Genomic DNA, 23,474 nt, shown 5'->3' on the forward strand with positions numbered 1-23,474 from the left:
TACCGTTTCATTGGTGAGTCGAATGAATCGCTTACCAGCCGTTCTTAATGTAAAAGTTAAGGATTTGGCTTTGCGAATTCTCGTTGGAAAACAGCGGAATGGACAAATTATTTAATAAATTGATTACCTCTTGCCAGAGTGAATCAGAATTTGTTAACCATTTCGTGGCAGCTTCCAAATCACGCAGTGACATATTCGGTATCGCGTAGGGGGCCAGACCACCTTTCGGCGGCGGTAAAGGGGATAAGAATGCGGGTACTACTCATCGAAGATGATAGCGCGACAGCGCAGAGCATCGAATTGATGCTCAAATCAGAAAGTTTTAACGTCTACACCACCGATCTCGGTGAAGAAGGCGTCGACCTCGGGAAGTTGTATGATTACGACATCATCCTTCTCGATTTGAACCTTCCCGACATGTCCGGATATGAAGTGCTTCGCACTTTGCGCCTGTCCAAGGTCAAGACACCGATCCTGATTCTGTCCGGTATGGCCGGCATTGAAGACAAGGTTCGCGGCCTTGGTTTCGGCGCTGACGACTACATGACCAAACCGTTCCACAAGGACGAGCTGGTCGCGCGCATTCATGCGATTGTCCGCCGTTCCAAGGGCCATGCCCAGTCCGTTATTATGACCGGCGAGCTGATCGTTAACCTCGATGCAAAGACCGTCGAAGTCGGCGGCCAGCGCGTCCACCTGACGGGCAAGGAATACCAGATGCTGGAGCTGCTTTCGCTCCGCAAGGGCACCACGCTCACCAAGGAAATGTTCCTGAACCACCTCTACGGCGGTATGGACGAGCCGGAACTGAAGATCATCGACGTCTTTATCTGCAAGCTGCGCAAGAAGCTCGCAAATGCTGCCGGCGGCGCAAATTATATCGAAACTGTCTGGGGCCGCGGCTACGTTCTGCGCGAGCCGGATGGTGCCGAGTACGCCGAAACCGCCTAACGTTTCATCCCCTTTGCCAGCTCAAAGCAATCCCGTCCGTTGTGGCGGGATTTCTGTTTTTGGCATGCAAGCCGTTTTGGACACATCGAAAAGCCGCCCGGAGGCGGCTTCGATCGGCTGAGAGATCTTGGAAACTATGCGGCGATCGCACGGTTGCCGAAAACGGCCGTGAGAATCTTGCGGTCGAACGGCTTGAGCAGAAAATCAGTCGCCCCTGCCCGCTTGCCCATCATCAGCTTCTTGAGATCGGCCTCGACCACGCAATAGTAGATCTTGACCTCCTTGCCGCCTTCCATGCCGCGAATGGTCGAAATCAGCTCGAGTGCATTGTCCATACCGGAATCGACGATGAGGTATTCGGGGAGTTGAACCTGGCAGCTGGCGAGAGCTTCAACGGCGCTCGAGGCTTCACTGACCATAAAGTCGAGCTCGGAAAGGATGCGCTTTCCCACCTTCCGAACGACATCCGACGAGTCGGCGATCATAAACCTCTGCATGGCTGCTCCTTGCCCCAGCTTCTGTCCCGGCTGGCGTCTTACCCAGCCAAGGATAGAAACATTAGGCTAAGGATTTATTACCTCGACGAGCCGAAACGGGCCGAGGTCTTCATCAAACAGCGACAACGTCAGCGGTAAATGTCAGCTCTTCCGTGGTTGCGCCGTGGCCGAGCGCCATGCCGCATTCGTCAGCGAGCAGCACCGTATAATACGGCTGGATCGAATGGGCATCGATGGCTTCCTCGATTTCCCCGATCGAAATCTCCACGAATTTCGGCGGCAGGCGCATCAGCTTGCCCTTCGCGACAATCTTGAATTTTGCGTCAAGCTCGGGGTTCTCAAGCGTGACTTCGATGACGCCGCCGCGTGGAATCGACGAATAGGCCACCAGGAAGAGATTGAGCAGCAACTTGACGCGGTTCTTGGCGATGATCGCACGCGGACCAGTCCAGACAACCTCGGTCTTCTTCTCGGCGGCTGCGAAGTCCTTCGCCGCGCGTTCGGCTTCGCCGGTATCGATCGAAGCCCCGACCGATCCGGAAGCACCAAAGGCAAGCCGGGCGAACTTCAGACGGACAGAGGCGTTGAGCGCGCTTGTCCTGATAAGATCCATCGCGTCGGCATCGGCGCCGCCCTCGTCCAGAAGCTCCAGACCGTTGTTGATTGCACCGACCGGCGAGATAACGTCATGGCAGACGCGACTGCACAGAAGCGCTGCCAGGTCCGGGCCGGTCAGGGTGAGGTTTGGATTCTTCGACATCATCGTCTCCAGGGGCGGCAAGATCATTCCGCCATCTATCTTGCATCATCAAAATTGCGCGAAGTTTGCGGCCGTACTCGGCGCCATAATGACACCATATTTGGTAAACCGATTGTTAAGACCATACGCGCAAAATGAATCAAACGCCGGAAACGGCTCATCGTACCGACCATGATGAACGGATGACACCATGCGCTCCCATTTCCTCGGAAGATTTTCCGCCATCTGCCGACTCTTTGTTGCGCTGACCCTTTCGCCCCTCATCCTTGTTCCGACCAAGGCAACGGCACAGCAACAGTCCAACGGCGGCCAGTACTCCATGCAGGAAATCGTCGACGCCGGGCACTCGTTCTTCGGCTCGACGAGTGGCGGGCTGGCCAAGGTGATCGAAGCGGCTTTTCAGAAATACGGCCTTCCGAACGGCTACATTCTCGGCCAGGAAGGCTCTGGCGCCTTCATCGCCGGCCTCACATACGGCGAGGGCCAGTTGAACACAAAGAATGCTGGCGAACATCCGCTCTACTGGCAGGGTCCGTCGCTCGGTATCGACTATGGCGGTCAGGGCACGCGAGTCATGATGCTGGTCTATGACCTGCCCTCGACAGACGCCATCTACGCCCGCTTCGGCGGCGTCAGCGGTCAGGCCTTCGTGATCGCTGGCTTCGGCATGACGCTTCTCAAGAACGAGAACGTGCTTGTCGTGCCGATCCGCACCGGCGTCGGCGCGCGCCTCGGACTGAATGTCGGCTACCTCAAGGTAACGCCGAACCCAACCTGGAATCCTTTCTGATTTCCATCCGCGCTAGCGAACTCTCGCTCGCCGTTACCTTTCCGCCACTTGCTCTACGCGTCAGGTCCGCTTAATCATTGGTCCTGACGCAAATCAACCTCTGGAAGCCGTGGCGACGCCGTGATCGAATATGCTCTCTTGTTCGGATTGGGCTTCTTGACGGCAGCGTTCCTCGTTTTCCTGGTGTCGCCTGCTGTTCACCGCCGCATTGTCTGGTACACGGAAAATCGGATGCGCGCGACGATGCCGCTCAGCCCGCAGGAAGTGCGGGCACAGAAGGATATGGTCCGGGCCTTTTATGCCGCGGAAAATGCCAAGACCACACAGGACCTGGTGCGCGAGCGCGAAAAGTCGCTGGCGCTGCAACTGAAGCATGACGCGCTGGCGCTCGATGCGGGACGGTTTGCCGCCGAGATCGGTGGGCTGCAGGCCCAAATCAGTGACATGAGTGTCGAAGCTGCGGAACAGCGCTCGCACCTGCGCAAGGACGAGAACTATATCAGCCAGCTGAAGACCAGCCTTCACATTGCCGAGCAGGCAAGCGCCGCCAAGGAAGGCGAGCTAGACGCTCTTCGCATGCGCCTCAACAAGCTTGCAGAGCAGACCGACAATCTCAAGATCGATTTGGCGGCGCGCGAGACCGAAATCGAGAGTGTGACATTCAAAGCAAACGCGATCCGCGTCGAGCGGGACAATCTTCGCCAGGACGTGAGCCTGTTGCAGAAGCGCGCGAAGGATGCGGAGCAGGCGCTCGCCCAGCACGAGCACGCAGTCATCCGGCTCAAGGACCAGGCGGACCGCGATGCGGCATCGGTGGCCGACAAGGATGCACTCCTCCGACGCCGCCAGCAGGAAATTGCCAAGCTGAAGGAACAGGTCAAGGCCGTAAACGCTGAACTGCGCAAAGCAAACCGCGCGCTCCGCAGCGCAGGCCTCCCGCCTGTAACCGCAGATTCGGTTTCACAGGAGCGGGCAACAGAGGAAACGATGACAACCGAACTCGATACCGCTGCGATTGCGGCGCGCCTGAGCGACGAAGTGCGCAAGCGCAGCGCCGCCGTCTCAGAACAACTTCTGAAAGCGAAATCCGACTCTGGCCACGACGGCGCGATACGCGAGGAGATCGCCGGCATCGCCGCAAGCATGGTTGCGTTGACCGCCATCAACGAAGGTCCCTCCTCGCCGATCCGCGACCTTTTGCCGGACGCCACCGACGCTCAGGATGGCGAGCGCATCAACCTCGCGCAACGCGCGGCCACGATCTTGTCCGAGCCGGGCTGAAATCAGATCAGTTTTGCAGCCGATGACATGGCGAACAGGGCAATGCCCGTTGCCGTCGCGACGTTCAAGCTGTCCAATCCTTCCGATTGTGGGATGCGCGCGCTGCGGAAGCGCTCCAGCACCGCGGGAGGCAACCCCTCGCCTTCCGTACCCACAACCAGTGCCATGCGCTCCGCCGGTGGTATGGCCCGAATGTCGGTCTCGCCGCGGGGCGAAAGCGTCCAGATTGAAAAGCCGTTCGCCGCAAGCCGTGTCAGCACGTCAAGCGCCGTGCCCTTCCGTTCGTAAGGAACGCTGAGCACGGAACCGACGGAAACGCGCAGTGCCTTCCGGTAGAGCGGGTCACACGACGTCTCGTCTAGAAAGACACCGTCCGCCTTAAAGGCGGCCGCATTGCGGAACATGGACCCGGCATTGTCATGGTTGGAAATGCCGCATCCCACGAGAACCAACGAACGCGCCGGCAGTCGGTCGATAAGGTCGAATTCAGCCACCTCGCGCCTGCCAAGCGCCAGCACGCCGCGATGCAGATGAAATCCGACGATCCGGTCCAAAACCTCCGCCTCGGCGACATAAACCGGCACATTGTCCGGTAGCCTCTCGAGGATTGGAGCGACGCCATCGACACGGTTCTTGAGCAACAGCACTTTTTCAGTCGCAAAGCTGCCGCTGCGGCTCGCCTCCGCCAGCATCCGAAGCACCACCGTACCCTCCGCGATGAAGCGGTTCTGCCGGCCGGTCAGATCGCGCTCGCGAATGTCGCGAAAGTCAGTGATACGCGGATCGTCGGCACTCTCGATGGCAATGAGGCGAGAAGCCATTGCTCTAGCCGCCGTTAATCGTCACATCGGCAACAATGCGCCCCGACAGAATGTCGACGACAAGCGACTTCTTAATTCCGTTGGCTGTGGCCCCGAAGAACATGATCTGGCCTCCCGAGAGCGACGAGGACTGGATGACAAAACCCGGAGGCAGCGTTGCCGTCACAGACACCGGCGCATCGGAGGGAACGCCCGCGGATGTTGCGGCCACGGGTTCCTTCGCAGGAGCCCGCATCGTCTTGTAGACAACGGCGCCGAAGACAGCCATAAGGCTCACGAACATGATGATGCCTGAGACGATCTGCAGGCGGATCATCTTGCGCCGGACACGTTCCATCGCCGGATCAAGGGGCTTTTCGTCCTGATCGTCGTCTGGCTGGATATTCGTCATATGTGGCGTTCCGTTCTATAAATCATTCGGAGAAGAAGCGTCTTGAGCGACCCCTTTAAACAAGCATCCGGCATTAGAAAAGTCCTCACCGCTGACGAGAACGCTGAAGGCCGTCTGGACGCGTGGATGACGGCACAGCTTGGTGAAGAGTTTTCGCGCAGCCGCGTGAAGGTGCTGATCAAGGAAGGCCAGGTGTCGGTGGCCGGCAAGGTTGTCGCCGATCCGCAGAAAAAGGTGCGTCCGGGCGATACCTTTGAGATCCTGCTGCCTGAGCCCGAGGATCCGACGCCGCAGGGTGAGAAAATCCCGCTCGATATTCTGTACGAAGACGACGACGTCATCGTCATCTCCAAACCGGCTGGCCTGGTGGTGCACCCCGCGGCTGGCAACTGGACGGGCACACTCGTCAACGCGCTAATCTATCATTGCGGGGACAGTCTGTCGGGCATCGGCGGCGTGCGTCGTCCGGGCATCGTCCACCGGCTGGACAAGGACACCACGGGCGTAATGGTCGTCGCCAAGAACGATATCTCTCATCGCCACCTGTCGCTTCAGTTTGCCGATCACGGGCGGACGATGCCGCTGGAGCGCGCCTACCAGGCGATCGTCTGGGGCCGTCCTCGCTCGTTGACCGGAACCATCAATGCCCCGCTCGGCCGCTCCGTCGGCGACCGTACGCGCCGAGCCGTCAAGCGACCCGAAACGCAGGATGCCGACGAGGCAATCACGCACTACGAAGTTCTCGAGCGCTTCCATGAGAACCCCGACGCGACATCACTCGCCTCGCTTGTCGAGTGCCACCTCGAAACCGGCCGCACCCATCAGATCCGCGTGCACATGGCACATATCGGCCACCCGCTGCTCGGCGATACGGTCTACGGAGCAGGTTTCAAAACCAAGGCAAACCTGCTTCCGGATGCTGCCAGGAAGACAGTGAACGCCTTCGGAAGACAGGCGCTCCACGCCTACATGCTTCAATTCGAGCATCCGCGCACCGGCGAGGTTATGCACTTCGAAGTGCCGCTGCCAGAGGACATGGAGGAACTGGCAAACGCCCTAAGGGCCCAGCCGGAGTAACGCCTTCGTGAAAGGGCGTGCGGCCTTGAACCCCTGTTCCGCCATACTTATCTGTACATTGACTTAGTGCGGGCTTGGATAAAGCCGCACGTCCCGGTTTGCCTTTCGACGCAGGGGCGCGTTCCATCGGGAACCGGAATTCAGATAGGAGGGTGCTTTTATGGCCCGAAATAACTTGCCGTCCATTACCGCCGGCGAAGCCGGTCTCAATCGTTATCTCGACGAGATCCGCAAGTTCCCGATGCTGGAGCCGCAGCAGGAATATATGCTAGCGAAGCGCTATGCGGAACACGGCGATCGCGAAGCCGCACACAAACTCGTCACCAGCCACCTGCGCCTCGTTGCGAAGATCGCGATGGGCTACCGGGGCTATGGCTTGCCGATCGGCGAAGTCGTCTCCGAAGGGAACGTCGGCCTGATGCAGGCCGTCAAGAAGTTCGATCCGGAACGTGGTTTCCGTCTTGCCACCTATGCCATGTGGTGGATCAAGGCCTCGATCCAGGAATACATCCTGCGTTCCTGGTCTCTGGTGAAGATGGGTACGACCGCCAATCAGAAGCGACTGTTCTTCAATCTGCGTCGCCTCAAGGGCCGTATCCAGGCCATTGACGACGGTGACCTGAAGCCGGAACACGTCGCTGAGATTGCCACCAAGCTGAACGTCTCCGAGGAGGAGGTCGTCTCGATGAACCGCCGCCTGTCGGGCGACGCGTCGCTGAACGCACCGATCAAGGCCTCGGAAGGCGAGTCCGGCCAATGGCAGGATTGGCTCGTCGACGACCATGACAGTCAGGAAGAGGTTCTGATCGAGCAGGACGAACTCGACACGCGTCGCCGTATGCTGGCGAAGGCGATGAGTGTTCTGAACGACCGTGAACGCCGTATCTTCGAGGCGCGTCGTCTCGCTGAAGATCCGGTAACGCTGGAAGACCTCTCGTCCGAGTTCGACATCAGCCGCGAGCGCGTTCGTCAGATCGAAGTCCGCGCATTCGAAAAGGTTCAGGACGCCGTTCGCAAGGAAGCTCTCGAACGCGCCAAGGCCGTTCGGGTGGTGGAAGCGACGGCGTAACGCTCGATTGTAGTTCAAGCAAAAAGGGCGGGACCGTTTGGTCCCGCCCTTTCTTTTTGTCGACTCGACAGTCGCCTACTGACTGGTCGATACATCGCCGAAAGCGGCCCATTCCTTGATCGCGGCGTTGAACGCCTCCGCGCCTGTAGTGCCCTTCTGCATTGTCAGAAGTGCACGGCGACCGTTGCGATACGTGATCGGAATGTCGATCCAGTCGCGGCTTGAAAGGAGATCGAGGTTCGCCTTGCGCGCGTCCGGATAGTCGTTAAGGGCGATCATGTGGAAATCGTCGGTGATCTTTGCAGGCACAGCAATCAGGGCGTCGCCGCGATCCTGTTCGGTGCGCTTCATCGAAATACGCTGAACGCTTTCGATGGCGCCGCCTTCAAAATTCGGCGGCAGCGAGAAGACCACCTCGACGATATGGCTCGCCGGCAGCGACGGATCGGAGTTGCGCTTGAACGTGAGCTGTGCCGACAGATTGCGTTCTGGAACGGTTACCGTCGCCTGTACCGTCGCTTCCTGCCTGCCGTCGGAGCCCGCCTCGTGCTGGAGACTCCAGACGACGGCCCCCTGGATGGCGGTCGGCGAACTCTGACCGATCCGCTCCTCGTATAGGAACATCTTCTCGGTGGAACCTACCGGCGCAGCTTGCGTGGCTCCAGCCGCCGCTGGCGTCGTCGCCGCTGGCGCAGTCGCAGGCGGGGCACTCGTTGCGGGCGTCGTCGAGGTCACTGGCGGGGTCGTATCCGCCGCTGCAACGTTCTGCTCGGCTACCGACTTTCCTTCGGCCGTCGGCGTTCCCGGCACGGAAGCGGGGCCGCTGTCCACCTCTGTACCATCGACAAGAAGCCGCTGGTTGAACTTGTTGTTGACGGAAGCGCCATCATTCAAGGAAGCAACCTCCTTGTTTGCCTCAGCCGGCTTTGCCTCGCCGGTCTGCGGCGTTGCCGCACCGGGCTTGGTGGGCGTCTGCTCGTTCTTCGTGCCCTGCGAAGGAGCCGCGCTCACGAGGTTCTTCACCATTGACGACAGCGCGTCCTTATTGGTCCAGGCGGCATATCCGCTACCACCGACCGCGCCCAGCGCAATGAGAATCGTTACGATGGAGCCGATGCCGAAACGGCGGCGCTTCGGCTCCATACGGAGGTTTTTGCCCTGGAACTTCGCAGCAACCGCACTGTCAAGATCGGCTGCCGGAATGCCGTCATCATCCTCGGCAACGACGCCACGATTGTCGTATCCGCGAAGTGGCTTTGCCTCCTGCCAGGCCGGATTGGTTTCCGAGGCAGATTTTGCTGCCGGCGTCCCATGAATTTCCGAGAAGAGATCGCCGTCGTCAAAATGGGCGTTGATCGGAACCTTCTTGCCGCTTTCAATCGGCGGCAAGTCGTCGAAGGCCGCGGACTCCCAGGAGAAGCCCTCATTTGCGGCGGGCATCTTCACGCCGCCTGGCGTATGGTCGATCCCTGCGATGACGTCTTCGAACGCACGTGCCGCTTCATTTGCGGGAGCAACTGGCGCCGCTTCCGAAAACTGCCTGAGTTCCTCGAGTGCCCAATCCGTCTGCGCATCCTTGGCGGGAGGCGCCGGTGTTTCCTCCACGGGCTCTGTCCACACCGGATCGAAATGCCCGGCGGCATCTGCCCGGAGCGGCTCCTCCTGGCTGCGATCCACGAATTCCTCCGGAGGACGGTCCAGCCCAAGGACCGGTTCGACCAGACGGTTGGTCAGATCGTAGTCACGCGCAATCGGCTGCGCCGGTTCAGCATAGGTTGGCTCGACCGGTTCGACCAGCGGCTCCTCTTGCGCGACAACATGCTCTTCTTGACCGCGCCGATCCTCGTAGACAACCTCTTCGGAATGAGCAGCCTGCCAATGCTCTACAGGCTCGGCTTCCTCGACGGGAGCCGCCTGCTCCTCATTCGCCCAAGGTTCCTCCTGCTGCGCCGTATGCTCCGGCTCGGCAGCAACAGGTTCCTCATAGTGAGGCGCAGGCTCTTCGGTCGGCTCTTCGTAGCCAGGCGCCGATTCTTCGGCTGCCACGTGATCTTCGTGGACCGCCGCACGCGACGGCTCCTCGACTACGGCTTCGTCGGCAAGCGGTTCAGGCGCGGCAGCCTCCGGCTCAGGGGCGGCATCGACGCTTGACTCAACGGCGGTCTCATCTGCGAGCGAGGCATCATCGACCGGAACGGCTTCGGCATGTTCCGCTTCGACTTCGCGGATTGCAGCTTCGAGCTTTTCAAGCTGCCGTTGCAACATCGCTTCCGGTGGGCGCGGCTTCATATTCTCGAGCTGCCGCTGAACAGCACCGCGAGCACGCTCGTAGACTTTCACCCGCATCTCGGGAGTATTTTCAGACAGGCCGTCAACCGCCCGCCGGATAACTGCGATAAAATCCGCCATTCGTACTTTCTCTAAGAGTGCGGTTCGCCCTGCGAACCGCACAAATAATGACCCGTGACCTTAGTCCTCAAACGGATCGGTCACAAGTATCGTGTCGTCTCGCTCAGGACTTGTAGACAAGAGAGCGACAGGCGCCCCGATCAACTCTTCGACCTGGCGGACATACTTGATTGCCTGGGCCGGCAGATCGGCCCAGCTGCGCGCGCCGACAGTCGATTCCTTCCAGCCTTCAAGTGTAACATAGATCGGCTCAACGCGTGCCTGTGCGCCCTGGCTGGCGGGAAGATGATCAATCTCTTCACCGTCGAGCTTGTAGCCGACGCAAATCTTCAGTTCGTCCAGGCCGTCGAGAACATCGAGCTTCGTCAACGCGATCCCGGTAATGCCGTTGGTTGCAACGGACTGGCGCACCAGCGCCGCATCGAACCAGCCGCAGCGACGCTTACGGCCGGTTACCGTGCCGAATTCGTGGCCCTTTTCACCGAGGAACTGGCCAATGTCATCATGCAGCTCGGTCGGGAACGGCCCCTCGCCAACGCGCGTGGTGTAGGCCTTTGTGATGCCGAGGATATAGCCGAGCGATCCTGGGCCCATGCCCGAACCGGCCGCAGCCTGACCGGCAACCGTGTTCGAAGATGTTACGAACGGGTAAGTGCCATGGTCGATGTCGAGCAGGCTTCCCTGCGCGCCTTCGAACAGAATGCGGGCGCCCTTGCGGCGCTCCTTGTCAAGGAAAAGCCAAACGGTATCGCGGTAGGGAAGCACGCGATCGGCGATCGACGTCAGTTCGGTCATGATCGTGTCATGGCTGACCTCGGCGACGCCAAGGCCGCGACGCAATGCATTGTGATGCGTAAGAATACGGTCGACCTTGCCAGGCAGCGTGTCCAGATCAGCGAGATCCATCACGCGGATGGCGCGGCGGCCGACCTTGTCTTCATAGGCCGGACCAATGCCGCGGCGCGTGGTGCCGATTTTCGTACCGCTGTTGGACGCGGCGTCTTCGCGGTAGGCGTCGAGCTCGCGGTGCAGCGAAAGAATAAGCGTTGCGTTGTCGGCAATGCGCAGGTTCTCGGGAGAGATTTTTACGCCCTGCTTCTCCAGCTTCTCGATCTCGGCGATCAGCGCATGCGGATCGACAACGACGCCGTTGCCGATCACGGCCATCTTGCCGGGACGCACGACGCCGGATGGCAAAAGCGACAGCTTGTAGCTGGTTCCGTCGATAACCAGCGTATGGCCTGCATTGTGTCCGCCCTGATAGCGCACAACGATGTCCGCACGTTCCGAAAGCCAATCGACAATCTTGCCCTTGCCTTCGTCACCCCATTGCGAACCGACCACGACTACGTTCGTCATTCACGTCTTCCTGTTAAAGGCGGATTTAACCGCACCCTTCTCAAACCCGCGCATCTATAAAGCTTTGTCACGGGGAAAGCGACCCTGTTGTGCCGCCGGAATCGGCTTTTTACGTGACAAATCAGCCATCATCGGGCTATTGGCCAATCATACTCTGAGGTTGAGAACCGCATCGCCGTCATCTGGAAGAATCGCCTGTGCAGGTCGCCGCCTATATTTCTCTCGTCGTCGCAGCACTCTGCTGGGGCGGAAACGCGGTGGCGGGCAAGCTCGCGCTTGGTCACGTTAGCCCGATGATGCTGACGTTTCTGCGCTGGTTCCTTGCGACAGCGCTCATTGCCGCCGTTTCGGTGCCGCAGTTGAAACGCGACTGGCCGATCGTCCGCAGGAATCTGCCGCTGCTCTTCTTTTACGGCGTCATCGGCTACACGCTTTTCAACGCGATGCTTTACTCGGCCGTCAAATATACGACCGTGATCAATGTTGCGATCGAGCAGGCCGGCATTCCGATGCTGATCTTCCTCTTGAATTTCGTCTTCTTCCGCACAGGCGTTTCGGCCGCGCAAATCGTCGGCTTCGCCATGACACTCGGCGGCGTCGCATTGACCGCCGCGCATGGCGACCTGACAACCCTGCTGCAACTTGGCCTCAACAACGGCGACGGCCTGATGCTGATCGCTGTCGCCGCCTACTCGGTCTATACCATCTTCCTGCGCTGGAAGCCGCTGCTCGATTGGCGCACCCTGATGGCTATCCCCGCGCTCGGTGCGACGCTGACCGCAGTGCCGCTTCTTATTTGGGAGAGCACACAGGGCGCTGTTCGGCTACCTGACAACAAGGGTTGGCTGATTGCCTTCTACACGGCAATCTTCGCCTCCTTGCTTGCGCAGATCCTCTATATCAAGGGCGTCGAGGCAATCGGCGCAAATCGCGCCGGGCTCTTCATCAACCTTGTGCCGGTGTTTGGAACGCTGTTATCCGTAGCGCTGCTTGGCGAGCGCCTTCAGCCTTTCCATTTGATTGCGCTTTCGCTCGCCTTGGGCGGCATTGCCATCGCCGAAAAAGGTCGCCCCCAAAAGGCCGCCTCAACCGCCCCCGCCTCGCCTATGGACTAGCCGAGTTCCAGCGTCGTGACGCCGAAGATATTCTTCAGCGGAACGACGGGCGCTGTTCCCCGATACATCCGCGCCGTTTCGAAGACCGGCGCCAAGCCCATGCTCTCGGCAAGCTCAGCCGCCTCGCCATTGCTGGTCGGAATGTCAATGAAGACCTTGGCCCCTTTGGCGTGTGGCGTGAGGGCTGAAAGCAAGGCTGCCGCGCTATCACTGTCGGCGGCAAACAGCGGACCGATCTTGTAGCCGTCATAACAACGACGGATAGTTCCGTACCCACGAATCTTGCCGCTCTTGCGCACCACCGCCGAATGCCGGTCCCTGCGCGCCGCACACCATGACGCCACAAACGCCGGCCGCGGTGCCGGAAAGATCGTTGCGTCGTAGCGCAGCAATCCGTCGAGTTTATCCGATACAGCCTGAGCGGCCAGTGTTGACCCAGGCACGGCCGATATCACACCGCCGTAGCGAACCGTCCGGTAGGCCTCTTCGAAGCCGGCCTTGCGGTAATTGTCCTGCTGCGCGGGGACACCGTCCAGCCCAATGCTGCGGCCTTCCGCGGACGCCATGCCAGCATTCCAGATGGCCCTGCCATAGCCCTTACCCCGAAAATCGGGATGGACGATATAAAGCCCCAGGAAAGCGAAATCTTCGCCATATTTGACGACGGAAATCGAGGCGACCGGCACCTCCCCTAGCACGCCAACGAAAAATCCGGACGGGTCCGCATCATGGAAGGCAACCGAGTCGTCGAGGCCGGGATTCCATCCCTCCTGACGTGCCCACTCGAGCACTAGCTCTAACTCACCGGGTCGCATCGGGCGAACGGCAAACTCCGAATTCATGCAACGTCCCTAAATCAGATCGACCGCAAGTTCGCACTTGCGGGACAAATAAAGATCAAAGTCTAACAGCCGTAAGCCAACCGACGGCGAAGAAACATGTTCACGGCTAAGGCGATCTGCAGCGATCGTCATGAAGCACGACCCGAAAATTCTTCGCATCGCAACCATCATGGAACAGGGAGATTACAATCTCAAGATAATTACTTAAGAGAACATGAAGATGCGCCCAGCTTCAGAGTTCAGAGAAGCATAAGCTGATCGAAAATCGTACGAGCGTCACATTCGCATCTACGCGATGGCGATGACCTCAAGCTCTTGACCACCGAGACTGACGACATCTCCGATCGTCTTGCCGATGAGAGTTCTCGCCACCGGAGATACAAAGGAAATCGATCCGGCTTTGGGATCGGCTTCATCCTCTCCCACGACCCGATATGTCTGCACGCGCCCGTCGTCCCGGCTGAAGGTCACGGTGCTTCCAAAGGCAACGATATCAAATGAAATCGGATCAGGCATAACCTGCGCCGTGCGGACGCGCGTAGTAAAGTAGCGTAGATCCCATAACGGGTTCGCTGCTTGCCGCCGCCGCTCATTTACATCTTCGATCGTGCTCGCGGCATCATAGGCCTCGCGCGCTTGCTGCAGTTGCAATTCAAGAGCCTTCAGGCCCGCTTCCGTAACGAGGTTCGGATGCGACGAAATTGGACGGTCAGGCAAAAGTGTCTCCGAAGCAGCTTCGGCACTTTCCTCTTTGACGAAGGCAACACTCAATTTCGAAACTCCGCTCTTTGGTCTCTGATTTCGCAACGCTCAGCCGATGGGTCGCGATTGATCGAAACAACCCATATTCCGCAATGGCGTGACACCGGTTGTTCGGCGGTCGCCGTGCAGTCGATCTTATACCATCTCGTCCAATGGTCACAGCCGGGCAAGAACAACGACCGCACCTCCCCTTCCGAACGAACCGCCTGAGCCGCCCGATTGCCGCAAGCCGCCATGGCTAGTTTCGGCAAATGGGTTTGGCTACCCGGCTGATTTTCCTCGCTTGCTCCAATCGAAATAGGACCACATTCCCATTCATCGCTGTGGAGCCTTTCATGTTTCTCGGTCTCAGTGTCAGTCCAATTCAGCCAGCGCATCGCGCCATGCCCAAACAACGTTCCGTTGTCGCCTTCGGAGATAGCCTGACAGCGGGCGCCGGCGCATCGTCCCCCGACCACTCCTACCCCGCGTTGGCGGCCTCTTTGTTCGACCCGCCTCGTATTATCCTCAATTGCGGCATGGGTGGCCAGACGTCCACCCAGATCGCCGCTCGTCAGGGAGGCAAGCCGTTGCTGCTCGCGGTGCAGGGTCCCGAATCCAAGAACCTGTTTCCGCGTAGCCGCGACTGGATGGCTTCCTTTGACGCCGGTGTCATCGACGGACTGGCTCACGAGTTGCTAGCCTCGGGGATCGACGACGCCGGGCTCCCCTAAGGCGACGTTCGCATTCATGGAACAGCGACCGCCACGTTCACGGATGTCGGACGACAGATATATGGCTCCATAGCCGCAAACCGCGAAGTCGAACCAGGTAGCCACTGGACCATATCGGGCGAGGCTCAACTCATCGGCGGCTCGACCAGCAGCGTGAACGGCTTCAATCTCCTACTCATTCAGGCGGACAATACCTCCCCAGCCGCCGTGTCGCCTGAGGCCGCGTTGGCACCGAATCTAATCCTGGAGAGTAGCCAGTCCTTGAAACGGTTGGATGCGAACTCCGGGTCAGCAAGCAGATTACCGTCCTTGATCGCCTCCACCAACACCGCATCGGATTGAATAATACGAACCTCGCCTTCCACTCGGGAGTTGTCGGTAAGCCCGTTTGTGGTGGCGGCTGCCGGGTCAAGGAGATTCCTTGAACTTGTATCGACAAGAACCAACGACTGCGCGGTGTAGCGAGGCGTGAGCGAGAAGACCAGGGCGATGCTTCACCAGGAAGATTGGTAGTCCGACCAGCAATATTGTCCGAGCTCGCCGGTGGGCCAATCCAATCAGCGTTCGGAGGTCCGCGACATCGTTCATGCGAATGCAAACCCTCAACTAGCTACAGCTGAATACCCGCTTAGGTTTTATCGCGCAAACAATTACCACAGCGGAAACGTTTCACAACCAGAGATAAGCCTATTGGATTATCACCCTCCGCATTCGAATGAGGCCAGTGGGATGACAATGACCAGCCCACTGGATTCGCTTATTGATACGGCTCGAAGAACCTGTGAATGGCATCGATCTCGTTCGGCCTGATATCGTGCCCGCCTGGATGCCATTCCGTCGTGACGGAAGCGCGCTGTTCTTCGAAGTAGTCCGCCAAGGCCTTTGTCACCGGCGCCGGGCTGATCGGGTCGCGCTCGCCGGCCGTGATCAGTATCTTGCGCCCGATCAAGGCGGGGTTTGCCTTCGGTTGAAACGGAATCAGCGGATGCATCAGAACCGAAGCATCGAATAATCCCTTCTCGATCGACACGTTGGCAAGGATGTTTGCCCCGTTCGAAAAACCAAGGCCGAGCGCAGCGCTCGCCTCGTGTTGCTTGGCCAGCGTTGCGACAAAGGACGCCAACTTCTCCGTTGCCCGGCCAAGGTCCGCCATGTCGTAGACGCCCTCGCCGGTACGCTTGAAGAAGCGTGCGGCACCAAACTCCGAGACGTCCCCTCGCGGCGAGACAATCGTCGCTTCCGGCAGTAGGCGCCGCCCGAAATCGAAGAACTGGTTTTCGTCGCCACCCGTTCCGTGCAGCACGAAGAGGATAGGCTTTCCGGGTGCACCGGCCTGCAGCCGGTGCACATAGCTATTATCGGTCATTGTGCGTCCCCTTAAGCTTCCAGTGGTTGCAAGTGCTGTTCAAGAAGGGCACGCAGGTGCTGATGTTGCTGTGGCAGCTTCAGTGCCTCGCCGAGATGCGCAGTGTCTTCGTCCCGGTTGAAGCCAGGCTCGTTGGTCGCGACCTCGAACAGGATGCCGCCCGGGGTCCGGAAATAAATCGCCCAGAAGTAATCACGGTCGATCACTGGCGTGACTTGGTAGCCGGTATCCATCAACGCCTTGCGGACCTCGAGCTGCTTCTCGCGATTTTCTACGGCAAAGGCCACGTGATGTACGGACCCTGCACCCGGCAGAGCGCGAGAGACATTTGGCATGGTTTCGAGATCGACGAGATGCGCGCCATTCCCACCCGGAATGGCCAGGCGCTTGACGCCATCGCGTTCTTCCTGAACTTCGTAGCCCATGAACTTGAGTAGTTCTGACGTGGCGCCATTATCGCGCAAACGCATGGCGACCGAGTGGAACCCGCGGATCGCATGATCCTCGCTGATGCCGCCATGCGTCCAGGGCAGACGACTGTCATCCTTGACTTCAACCAGGGCAAAGCCATCACCATCGGGACCGGCAAAATTCAGACGCTTCTCGCCGAATGTCTCCTCGCTCTTCAGGCCGGTGACATTCAACTTCTTCAGGCGATCGCTCCAGAAGCCGATCGAGCCCTGCGGGACCGAGAAAACAGTCGTGCCGACTTCGCCGGTTCCCGGCCGACCTTGCGCCATCTTCGGGAATGGGAAGTAAGTCATGATCGTGCCGGGTGCACCGGTTTCGTCCCCATAATAGAGGTGATAGACATCGGGTGCGTCGAAGTTCACAGTCTTCTTGACGCGGCGCAGACCCAGCGTGTTGGTGAAGAACTGGTTGTTTGTGCGGGCATCCTCCGCCATTGATGTGACGTGGTGCAGACCCTTGATTTGATCAAGCATTTGAGACCCCTTTCTTGCCCGCCCAGCGGGCTTCGGATGGGGTATAGATGATCGCTGGGGACCGATTGGAATAGCCCCGACGACCGGAACGCATTGTCTCTTTTTGGTGAACGACAAAACGCAATCGTTCAGAGATGATTAGACGTCTCCCGGATTCACCGGCAATTGCCAGTCAATCGACGCCCGACCATGCGCCTGCAAAAAGGCATTGGCCTTGGAGAAATGGCTGCAGCCAAAAAACCCGTTGTGAGCGGAGAGCGGCGATGGATGCGGCGCCTTTAGCACGAGGTGACGCCTTGAATCGACGAAGGCCGCTTTGCGCTGAGCATAGGAGCCCCAGAGCATGAAGACGACGGCATCGCATTCGTCATTGATCTTACGAATGACCGCGTCGGTAAAACGCTCCCAGCCTTTGCCCTGATGTGACGCAGCCTGCGCCTCCTCAACTGTCAGCACGCTGTTCAGCAACAGGACCCCCTGCCGCGCCCAATGCTCCAGAAACCCGTGTCGCGCTGGCGTAATCCCCAGATCACTCTGCATTTCCTTGTAGATATTGACGAGCGAAGGCGGAATGCGAACGCCGGGTCGAACGCTGAAACAAAGTCCATGCGCCTGCCCTAGCCCGTGATAGGGATCCTGCCCCAGGATCACGACCTTGACATCCGCCAGCGGTGTCAGGTCGAGAGCACGGAAATATTCAGATCCCTTGGGAAATATCCGTTTGCCACCCTGCTTCTGGGCGAGGAGGAACGCCTTGAGTTGCTGCATATAAGGGCTGGTGAATTCGCCGGCGAGAGCGTTCCGCCAGCTCTCTTCCAATGCGATCGATTGTTCATTCATCGACGGTCCTCGCCCGCTCACACGCGCTTTCAGCTTGCCACGAGGCGGGAATTGGCAGACATTTTATTGTTCGCCGGGCGTTAATATTTACGAGCATTGCGTAATTGCGTTCAAATCGCTGACGAATTCAAGGCATCCGGGGGCTTATTCAAAATGAAATTCGGAACGAGTGGGCTTCGCGGCCTGTCTGTCGACCTCAAGGGCCGGGCTTCGGCGCTTTATGCTACAGCCTTTGGTCGCTATCTGCTCGATGCTGGGATGGCGCGCCGCGGCGATGTTATCCTGATTGGCCAGGACTTCAGGGATTCCAGTCCGGAGATCGCAGCAAACTGCGCCGATGCGCTTGATGACCTCGGCTTCGACGTCGGCGACTGCGGCGCGGTGCCAACGCCGGCGCTGGCCCTTTACGGCCTTCAAGAAAAGGCCGCCTGCCTGATGGTCACGGGCTCGCACATTCCAGCCGATCGCAATGGCATAAAGTTCTACCGGCCGGACGGCGAGATCGACAAGGCAGACGAAGTTGCGATTACGAGCGTGGCAACCGAACTCGATCGTGCCGGCTTTGCGTTCGAGCCTCGCGGGACAGAACCACGGGACGTTTCCGCCGAATGCCTGGCGGTTTTCCGCGAGCGCAATTTCAACCTCCTCCCTGCCGACTGGCTCGTCGGCCTGAAGGTCGGCGTCTACCAGCACAGCACCGTCGCCCGTGACCTGCTGGGGGAGGTCCTTGAGCATTTCGGCGCAACGGTCGTGCCGTTTGGCGGTTCGGAAATGTTCATACCTGTGGACACCGAAGCCGTTTCGGACGAGACGGTTGTCAAACTCGAGGAAGTCGCAAGACAGCATGGCCTTGACGCCGTTGTGTCTGCGGATGGTGATGCCGATCGTCCTTTGGTGGCAGACGAAACCGGCATGCCGTTGCGGGGCGACCTGCTCGGGCTGATCGCTGCAAACTTTCTCGGTGCGCGATCAATCGTCACGCCGGTGACCTCGAATTCCGGCATCGAAGCTGCTGGTCACTTCAGCGTCATGCGCACCCGTGTCGGTTCTCCCTTTGTCATAGCGGGGATGCAGGACACAGTCGCGGCCGGCCAGACCCATGTCGCCGGCTTCGAAGCAAACGGAGGCGTGCTGACCGCCAGCGACTTTACGGTCAATGGCCAGGTGCTGCGCGCCCTGCCGACGCGCGATTGCTTCGTACCCATCCTGGCGGCGCTCGCTCTTGCCGCATCCAGACGCCAACCGCTGTCGACGATCGCCGCGGCGTACCATCTGCCGTTTGCCGCAGCCGACCGTCTTGAGAATTTTCCGGTGGAGACCAGTGCCCGGTTGATGGCCTATCTTCGCGCCGGCCCCGCCAATCTCGCGGTGTTTCTGCAGCCGATCGGTGAGGTCGGCAGCGTCAGCGACATTGACGGGCTTCGTATCACACTGGCGGATCGGCGCATCATTCATTTCCGCCCCTCGGGCAATGCCCCCGAAATGCGCTGCTACGCCGAGGCGGAAAGTGAAGCTGCCGCGGCGACGTTGCTGCGTTCCGGTCTGGAGCGCATCCGCTGGTGGGCACAGGCGAATTGATTGGCGAAGCAAGTAAATATTCAAGGACACTCCAAATGACACAGAAAATCGTTCCCGTGATCATGGCCGGCGGCAAGGGCACTCGCCTCTGGCCTCTGTCGCGTGCCGCAGCGCCGAAGCAGTTCATCCAGTTCATCGGCGATAAGACGCTTTTCCAGGAAACGTTGCTACGCGTGTCCGATCCATCGCTTTACGAGGCACCCGTCGTTCTCACCAACGAGGAGTTCCGTTTTCTCGTCGCCGAGCAGGCACGTGAACTGGATATCGACCTCGCCGCCATCCTGCTCGAGCCGGTTGCCCGCAACACCGCCGCCGCTGTCGCAGCGGCAGCGACGCTCGTGCGCAAGCGCTTTAACGAAGACACGATCATGCATGTGCTCGGCTCCGACTATGAGATCGTTGCCGACGACACCTATTTCGACTGCGTCCGCATCGCAGCCGCCACAGCCGCCCAGGGCAAGCTCGTGACCTTCGGCATCCAGCCGAGCGAACCGGCAACCGGCTACGGCTATATCGAAGGCGGCGAAACATTGGCGACCGGTGCACGGGTTGTGGCGCGCTTCATCGAAAAGCCGCCACTTAGCAATGCGGAAGAGATGCTCGCCGCAGGCGGCTTCTACTGGAACTCCGGCATGTTCATGTTCTCGGTTTCGTGTCTGCTCGATGAGTTGCGCACCCATGCTCCGCAGACGCTCAAGGCCGCCGGAGAGGCCGTTGCAAATGCAAAGACCGATCTCGATTTCACGCGCCTCGACAAGGCGACATTCGCCACAAGCCCGAACATTTCGATCGACTACGCCATCATGGAGAAGACGAGCAACGCCGCCGTCGTCCCCTCGCCCTTCAAATGGTCGGACCTCGGCAGCTGGGATTCCGTCTGGAAGAGCGGCAGCCGCGACGAATATGGCAATGTGGCAGCCGGCAACACGACGGTCGTCAACACCAAGAACTCGCTCATCATGACCCATGGCGTGCATCTCGCCGTCCAGGGCATGGACGACATCGCCGTCATCGCCAGCGAGGACGCCGTCTATGTCGGGCGCCTGCAGGATAGCCAGGACGTCGGAAACCTGGTGAAGATGCTCGCTGCCGCCCCGTCGACATCGCAGCTGACAGAGACACACCCGACGTCCTACCGCCCGTGGGGCGGTTATACATCGGTGCTGAACGGCGACCGCTTCCAGGTCAAGCGCATCTTCGTGACGCCGGGTAAGAAGCTGTCGCTGCAAAAGCACCATCACCGCTCCGAGCACTGGGTCGTCGTCAAGGGCACGGCCGAAGTGACGATCGGCGAAAACGTGCAGATGCTCAGGGAAAACGAGTCCGTTTACATCCCGCTCGGCGAAGTCCATCGCCTCGCCAATCCGGGCAAGATCATGCTTGAACTGATCGAAGTCCAGACCGGCTCCTATCTCGGAGAGGACGATATCATCCGCATCGTCGACGAGTTCGGGCGCAGCTGATCACTGTTGTCTTGAACTTATAAACTTCCGCCTGTAACACGATCGCGGTCCCGCCAACCGGCCGGGCCGCGATCGCTATCTCAGGGAATGAATCCATGCGTATTGTGATGATTGGCTCGGGTTATGTCGGCCTCGTCTCGGGTGCCTGCCTTGCCGATTTCGGCCATCATGTCACTTGTGTCGACAAGTCCGTCGCGAAGATCGACGCCCTGGAAGCCGGCAAAGTTCCGATTTTCGAACCCGGTCTCGACAACATCATTGAGCATAACCGCACCGCCGGTCGCCTGGATTTTTCGAAAGAGCTGGCGACATCTGTTGCGAAAGCAGACGTCGTCTTCATCGCCGTCGGCACACCGTCGCGCCGTGGCGATGGCCATGCGGACCTGAGTTACGTCTATGCCGCCGCCCGCGAGATCGCGGCCGCGGTATCCGGATTTACCGTCGTCGTCACCAAGTCGACCGTTCCTGTCGGCACCGGCGACGAGATCGAGCGCATCTTCCGCGAGGAATTCCCCGAGAAAGACATTTCTGTCGTTTCTAACCCGGAATTCCTGCGCGAGGGCGCGGCAATCACCGACTTTAAGCGCCCTGATCGCATCGTTCTCGGCACCGAGGAGCCGCGCGCAGTCGAAATCATGCGCGAGGTCTACCGCCCCCTCTATCTCAACGAAGCGCCACTTTATTTCTGCGAACGCCGCACCTCCGAGCTGATTAAGTACGCGGCCAACGCATTCCTCGCGATGAAGATCACCTTCATCAACGAGATCGCCGACCTTTGCGAACAGATCGGCGCCGACGTACAGAAGGTGGCCAAGGGCATCGGCATGGACAAGCGCATCGGCGACAAGTTCCTGCATGCCGGCCCCGGCTACGGCGGTTCGTGCTTCCCCAAGGACACACTGGCGCTGGTCAAGACCGCCCAGGATCACGACAGCCCGGTTCGCCTCATCGAGACCACCGTTGCGATCAACGACAACCGCAAGCGTGCCATGGGCCGCAAGGTGATCGCCGCCTGCGACGGCAATGTTCGGGGCAAGAAGATCGCTATCCTCGGCCTGACCTTCAAGCCAAACACCGACGACATGCGCGACGCACCGTCGATCACCATCATCCAGGCGCTGCTGGACGGCGGCGCCAACGTTCATGCCTACGATCCCGAAGGCATGGAAATGGCGAAGGAGGTCATCGGCCCGATCACCTACGGCAACGACCCATATGAGATTGCCGAAGGCGCGGACGCCATCGTCATCGTGACGGAATGGGATGAATTCCGGGCGCTCGATCTCAAGCGGATGAAATCGCTCGTCAAGACACCAGCGATCGTTGACCTGCGCAACATCTATCCTGTCGCCGAAGTCACAAAGCACGGTTTCAGCTATTTCGCGGTCGGAAAGAAGAACGAGAAGAAGTAGAGATGCGCTATTTCATCACCGGCACTGCGGGCTTTATCGGCTTTCATCTCGCCCGCCGCTTGCTGCAGGATGGCCACGAAGTCGTCGGCTTCGACGGCATGACGCACTACTATAATATCAAGCTGAAGCACATGCGCAACGCGGCGCTGGCCCAGTTTCCGGCCTTTCGCCCGGTGACAGCCATGCTGGAAGATCGCAAGGCCCTGGAAGAGGCCGTGGCGAGCGCTGCGCCCGATGTCATCGTGCATCTCGCAGCCCAGGCCGGCGTACGCTATAGCCTCGAAAATCCGAAAGCCTATCTGACGTCCAACCTGGAAGGCTCCTGGAATATCCTCGAGATCGCCAAGGACGTCGGAGTCAACCATCTCATGCTGGCTTCGACCTCATCGATCTACGGTGCCAACCCGTCCATTCCGTTCCGCGAGACAGACCGGGCGGACGAGCCGCTGACCTTCTATGCGGCGACAAAGAAATCGATGGAACTGATGGCGCACAGCTATGCCCATCTCCATAAGATCCCGACAACAGCCTTCCGTTTCTTTACCGTCTACGGCCCCTGGGGCCGTCCTGACATGGCCCTCTTCAAGTTCGTCAAGAACATGCTGGAGGATCAGCCGATCGAGATTTATGGCGAAGGCCAGATGAGCCGCGACTTCACCTATATCGATGACCTCGTGGAGGCGGTCGTTCGACTGTCGTCCGTCGTCCCGTCGGAAGCCAATCGCGTGGCCGACGAACAGGTGGAGACGCTCTCGCACCAGGCGCCGTTCCGTGTCGTGAACATCGGTGGCGGTCAGCCGGAGAATCTGATGACCTTCGTCGAAACCGTCGAAAAAGCACTCGGCCAGCCGGCAAAGCGGAAGATGCTGCCAATGCAAAAGGGCGACGTGCCGCGCACCTTTGCCAGCCCTGATTTGCTGGTGGCCCTGACTGGATACAAGCCGGAGACGACACTGGATGTCGGCGTGAGGGCCTTCGTCGACTGGTATCTGGAAGCACGCGGCGAACTCGAGCCATAGAGACACTGCAACCGG

22 protein-coding genes are annotated in these 23,474 nt (G+C 59.4%); 11 read left to right on the forward strand and 11 right to left on the reverse strand.

Annotation, left to right across the window (positions count from 1 at the left end):
- Window positions 1–249 precede the first annotated feature (249 nt).
- Window positions 250–951 (forward strand): response regulator transcription factor CtrA, encoded by a 702-nt coding sequence (gene ctrA / locus NBG89_RS12110; RefSeq protein WP_003542362.1) that lies wholly within the window; start codon window positions 250–252, stop codon window positions 949–951.
- Window positions 952–1,085: 134 nt separating this feature from the next.
- Here ctrA and NBG89_RS12115 read toward each other — a convergent pair whose 3' ends face one another.
- Together NBG89_RS12115 and chpT are read right to left on the reverse strand one after the other, a co-directional pair.
- Entirely contained in the window at window positions 1,086–1,448 is a 363-nt protein-coding gene (locus tag NBG89_RS12115; protein WP_088695066.1) for a response regulator, read from the reverse strand.
- Window positions 1,449–1,560: 112 nt separating this feature from the next.
- Window positions 1,561–2,208, reverse strand: a complete 648-nt coding sequence (chpT, locus tag NBG89_RS12120; protein WP_431322680.1) for a histidine phosphotransferase ChpT — start codon at window positions 2,206–2,208, stop codon at window positions 1,561–1,563.
- Window positions 2,209–2,398: 190 nt separating this feature from the next.
- Here chpT and NBG89_RS12125 point away from each other — a divergent pair, with 190 nt between their 5' ends.
- Window positions 2,399–2,998 (forward strand): DUF1134 domain-containing protein, encoded by a 600-nt coding sequence (locus NBG89_RS12125; RefSeq protein ID WP_431320165.1) that lies wholly within the window; start codon window positions 2,399–2,401, stop codon window positions 2,996–2,998.
- A gap of 120 nt (window positions 2,999–3,118) precedes the next feature.
- A complete protein-coding gene (locus NBG89_RS12130) occupies window positions 3,119–4,279 on the forward strand; it encodes a hypothetical protein (protein ID WP_431320166.1) in 1,161 nt (386 codons plus the stop codon).
- A 2-nt stretch (window positions 4,280–4,281) separates the two neighbouring features.
- Here NBG89_RS12130 and NBG89_RS12135 read toward each other — a convergent pair whose 3' ends face one another.
- Both NBG89_RS12135 and NBG89_RS12140 read right to left on the reverse strand, forming a co-directional pair.
- Window positions 4,282–5,100, reverse strand: a complete 819-nt coding sequence (locus NBG89_RS12135) for a TrmH family RNA methyltransferase (RefSeq protein WP_431320167.1) — start codon at window positions 5,098–5,100, stop codon at window positions 4,282–4,284.
- A gap of 4 nt (window positions 5,101–5,104) precedes the next feature.
- Window positions 5,105–5,491 carry a hypothetical protein gene (locus NBG89_RS12140; protein WP_431320168.1) on the reverse strand — a complete coding sequence of 129 codons (387 nt, stop codon included), beginning with the start codon at window positions 5,489–5,491 and terminating at the stop codon, window positions 5,105–5,107.
- A gap of 42 nt (window positions 5,492–5,533) precedes the next feature.
- On the opposite strand from NBG89_RS12140, the gene NBG89_RS12145 reads away from it, so the two are divergent.
- Window positions 5,534–6,568: an RluA family pseudouridine synthase gene (locus NBG89_RS12145; RefSeq protein ID WP_431320169.1), complete on the forward strand. Its 1,035-nt coding sequence runs from the start codon at window positions 5,534–5,536 to the stop codon at window positions 6,566–6,568.
- 160 nt (window positions 6,569–6,728) lie between these two features.
- Window positions 6,729–7,637 carry an RNA polymerase sigma factor RpoH gene (gene rpoH / locus NBG89_RS12150; protein WP_088695072.1) on the forward strand — a complete coding sequence of 303 codons (909 nt, stop codon included), beginning with the start codon at window positions 6,729–6,731 and terminating at the stop codon, window positions 7,635–7,637.
- A 75-nt stretch (window positions 7,638–7,712) separates the two neighbouring features.
- Here the strand turns inward: rpoH and NBG89_RS12155 are convergent, their stop codons facing one another.
- Together NBG89_RS12155 and NBG89_RS12160 are read right to left on the reverse strand one after the other, a co-directional pair.
- Complete coding sequence (locus tag NBG89_RS12155; protein WP_431320170.1) at window positions 7,713–10,046, reverse strand: hypothetical protein; 2,334 nt, start codon at window positions 10,044–10,046, stop codon at window positions 7,713–7,715.
- 60 nt (window positions 10,047–10,106) lie between these two features.
- On the reverse strand, window positions 10,107–11,405 hold the full coding sequence (locus NBG89_RS12160; protein ID WP_431320171.1) for an adenylosuccinate synthase: 1,299 nt from the start codon (window positions 11,403–11,405) through the stop codon (window positions 10,107–10,109).
- A 197-nt stretch (window positions 11,406–11,602) separates the two neighbouring features.
- Here NBG89_RS12160 and NBG89_RS12165 point away from each other — a divergent pair, with 197 nt between their 5' ends.
- Entirely contained in the window at window positions 11,603–12,520 is a 918-nt protein-coding gene (locus NBG89_RS12165; protein ID WP_431320172.1) for a DMT family transporter, read from the forward strand.
- Here the strand turns inward: NBG89_RS12165 and NBG89_RS12170 are convergent.
- On the reverse strand, window positions 12,517–13,362 hold the full coding sequence (locus NBG89_RS12170; protein ID WP_431320173.1) for a GNAT family N-acetyltransferase: 846 nt from the start codon (window positions 13,360–13,362) through the stop codon (window positions 12,517–12,519). The two genes, NBG89_RS12165 and NBG89_RS12170, sit on opposite strands and share 4 nt — an antisense overlap.
- A gap of 288 nt (window positions 13,363–13,650) precedes the next feature.
- Complete coding sequence (gene greA / locus NBG89_RS12175) at window positions 13,651–14,133, reverse strand: transcription elongation factor GreA (RefSeq protein ID WP_431320174.1); 483 nt, start codon at window positions 14,131–14,133, stop codon at window positions 13,651–13,653.
- Between the two features lie 326 nt (window positions 14,134–14,459).
- On the opposite strand from greA, the gene NBG89_RS12180 reads away from it, so the two are divergent.
- A complete protein-coding gene (locus NBG89_RS12180; RefSeq protein WP_431320175.1) occupies window positions 14,460–14,837 on the forward strand; it encodes an SGNH/GDSL hydrolase family protein in 378 nt (125 codons plus the stop codon).
- Between the two features lie 757 nt (window positions 14,838–15,594).
- Here the strand turns inward: NBG89_RS12180 and NBG89_RS12185 are convergent.
- From NBG89_RS12185 to ung, 3 genes are all read right to left on the reverse strand, one after another.
- Window positions 15,595–16,203, reverse strand: coding sequence for an alpha/beta hydrolase (locus NBG89_RS12185; protein WP_431320176.1), 609 nt, complete (start codon window positions 16,201–16,203; stop codon window positions 15,595–15,597).
- An 11-nt stretch (window positions 16,204–16,214) separates the two neighbouring features.
- Window positions 16,215–17,147 carry a VOC family protein gene (locus tag NBG89_RS12190; protein ID WP_431320177.1) on the reverse strand — a complete coding sequence of 311 codons (933 nt, stop codon included), beginning with the start codon at window positions 17,145–17,147 and terminating at the stop codon, window positions 16,215–16,217.
- Window positions 17,148–17,285: 138 nt separating this feature from the next.
- Window positions 17,286–17,987, reverse strand: coding sequence for a uracil-DNA glycosylase (gene ung / locus NBG89_RS12195; protein WP_088695082.1), 702 nt, complete (start codon window positions 17,985–17,987; stop codon window positions 17,286–17,288).
- A gap of 153 nt (window positions 17,988–18,140) precedes the next feature.
- Here ung and NBG89_RS12200 point away from each other — a divergent pair, with 153 nt between their 5' ends.
- From NBG89_RS12200 to NBG89_RS12215, 4 genes are all read left to right on the forward strand, one after another.
- Window positions 18,141–19,565 carry a phosphomannomutase gene (locus tag NBG89_RS12200; RefSeq protein ID WP_431320178.1) on the forward strand — a complete coding sequence of 475 codons (1,425 nt, stop codon included), beginning with the start codon at window positions 18,141–18,143 and terminating at the stop codon, window positions 19,563–19,565.
- Window positions 19,566–19,600: 35 nt separating this feature from the next.
- On the forward strand, window positions 19,601–21,028 hold the full coding sequence (locus NBG89_RS12205; protein WP_431320179.1) for a mannose-1-phosphate guanylyltransferase/mannose-6-phosphate isomerase: 1,428 nt from the start codon (window positions 19,601–19,603) through the stop codon (window positions 21,026–21,028).
- 95 nt (window positions 21,029–21,123) lie between these two features.
- Complete coding sequence (locus tag NBG89_RS12210; RefSeq protein WP_431320180.1) at window positions 21,124–22,440, forward strand: UDP-glucose dehydrogenase family protein; 1,317 nt, start codon at window positions 21,124–21,126, stop codon at window positions 22,438–22,440.
- A 2-nt stretch (window positions 22,441–22,442) separates the two neighbouring features.
- Window positions 22,443–23,459 carry an NAD-dependent epimerase gene (locus tag NBG89_RS12215; RefSeq protein WP_431320181.1) on the forward strand — a complete coding sequence of 339 codons (1,017 nt, stop codon included), beginning with the start codon at window positions 22,443–22,445 and terminating at the stop codon, window positions 23,457–23,459.
- Window positions 23,460–23,474 lie beyond the last annotated feature (15 nt).

Source organism: Rhizobium sp. YTU87027 (assembly GCF_050644135.1).
In the GTDB taxonomy this organism is placed as follows: domain Bacteria; phylum Pseudomonadota; class Alphaproteobacteria; order Rhizobiales; family Rhizobiaceae; genus Rhizobium.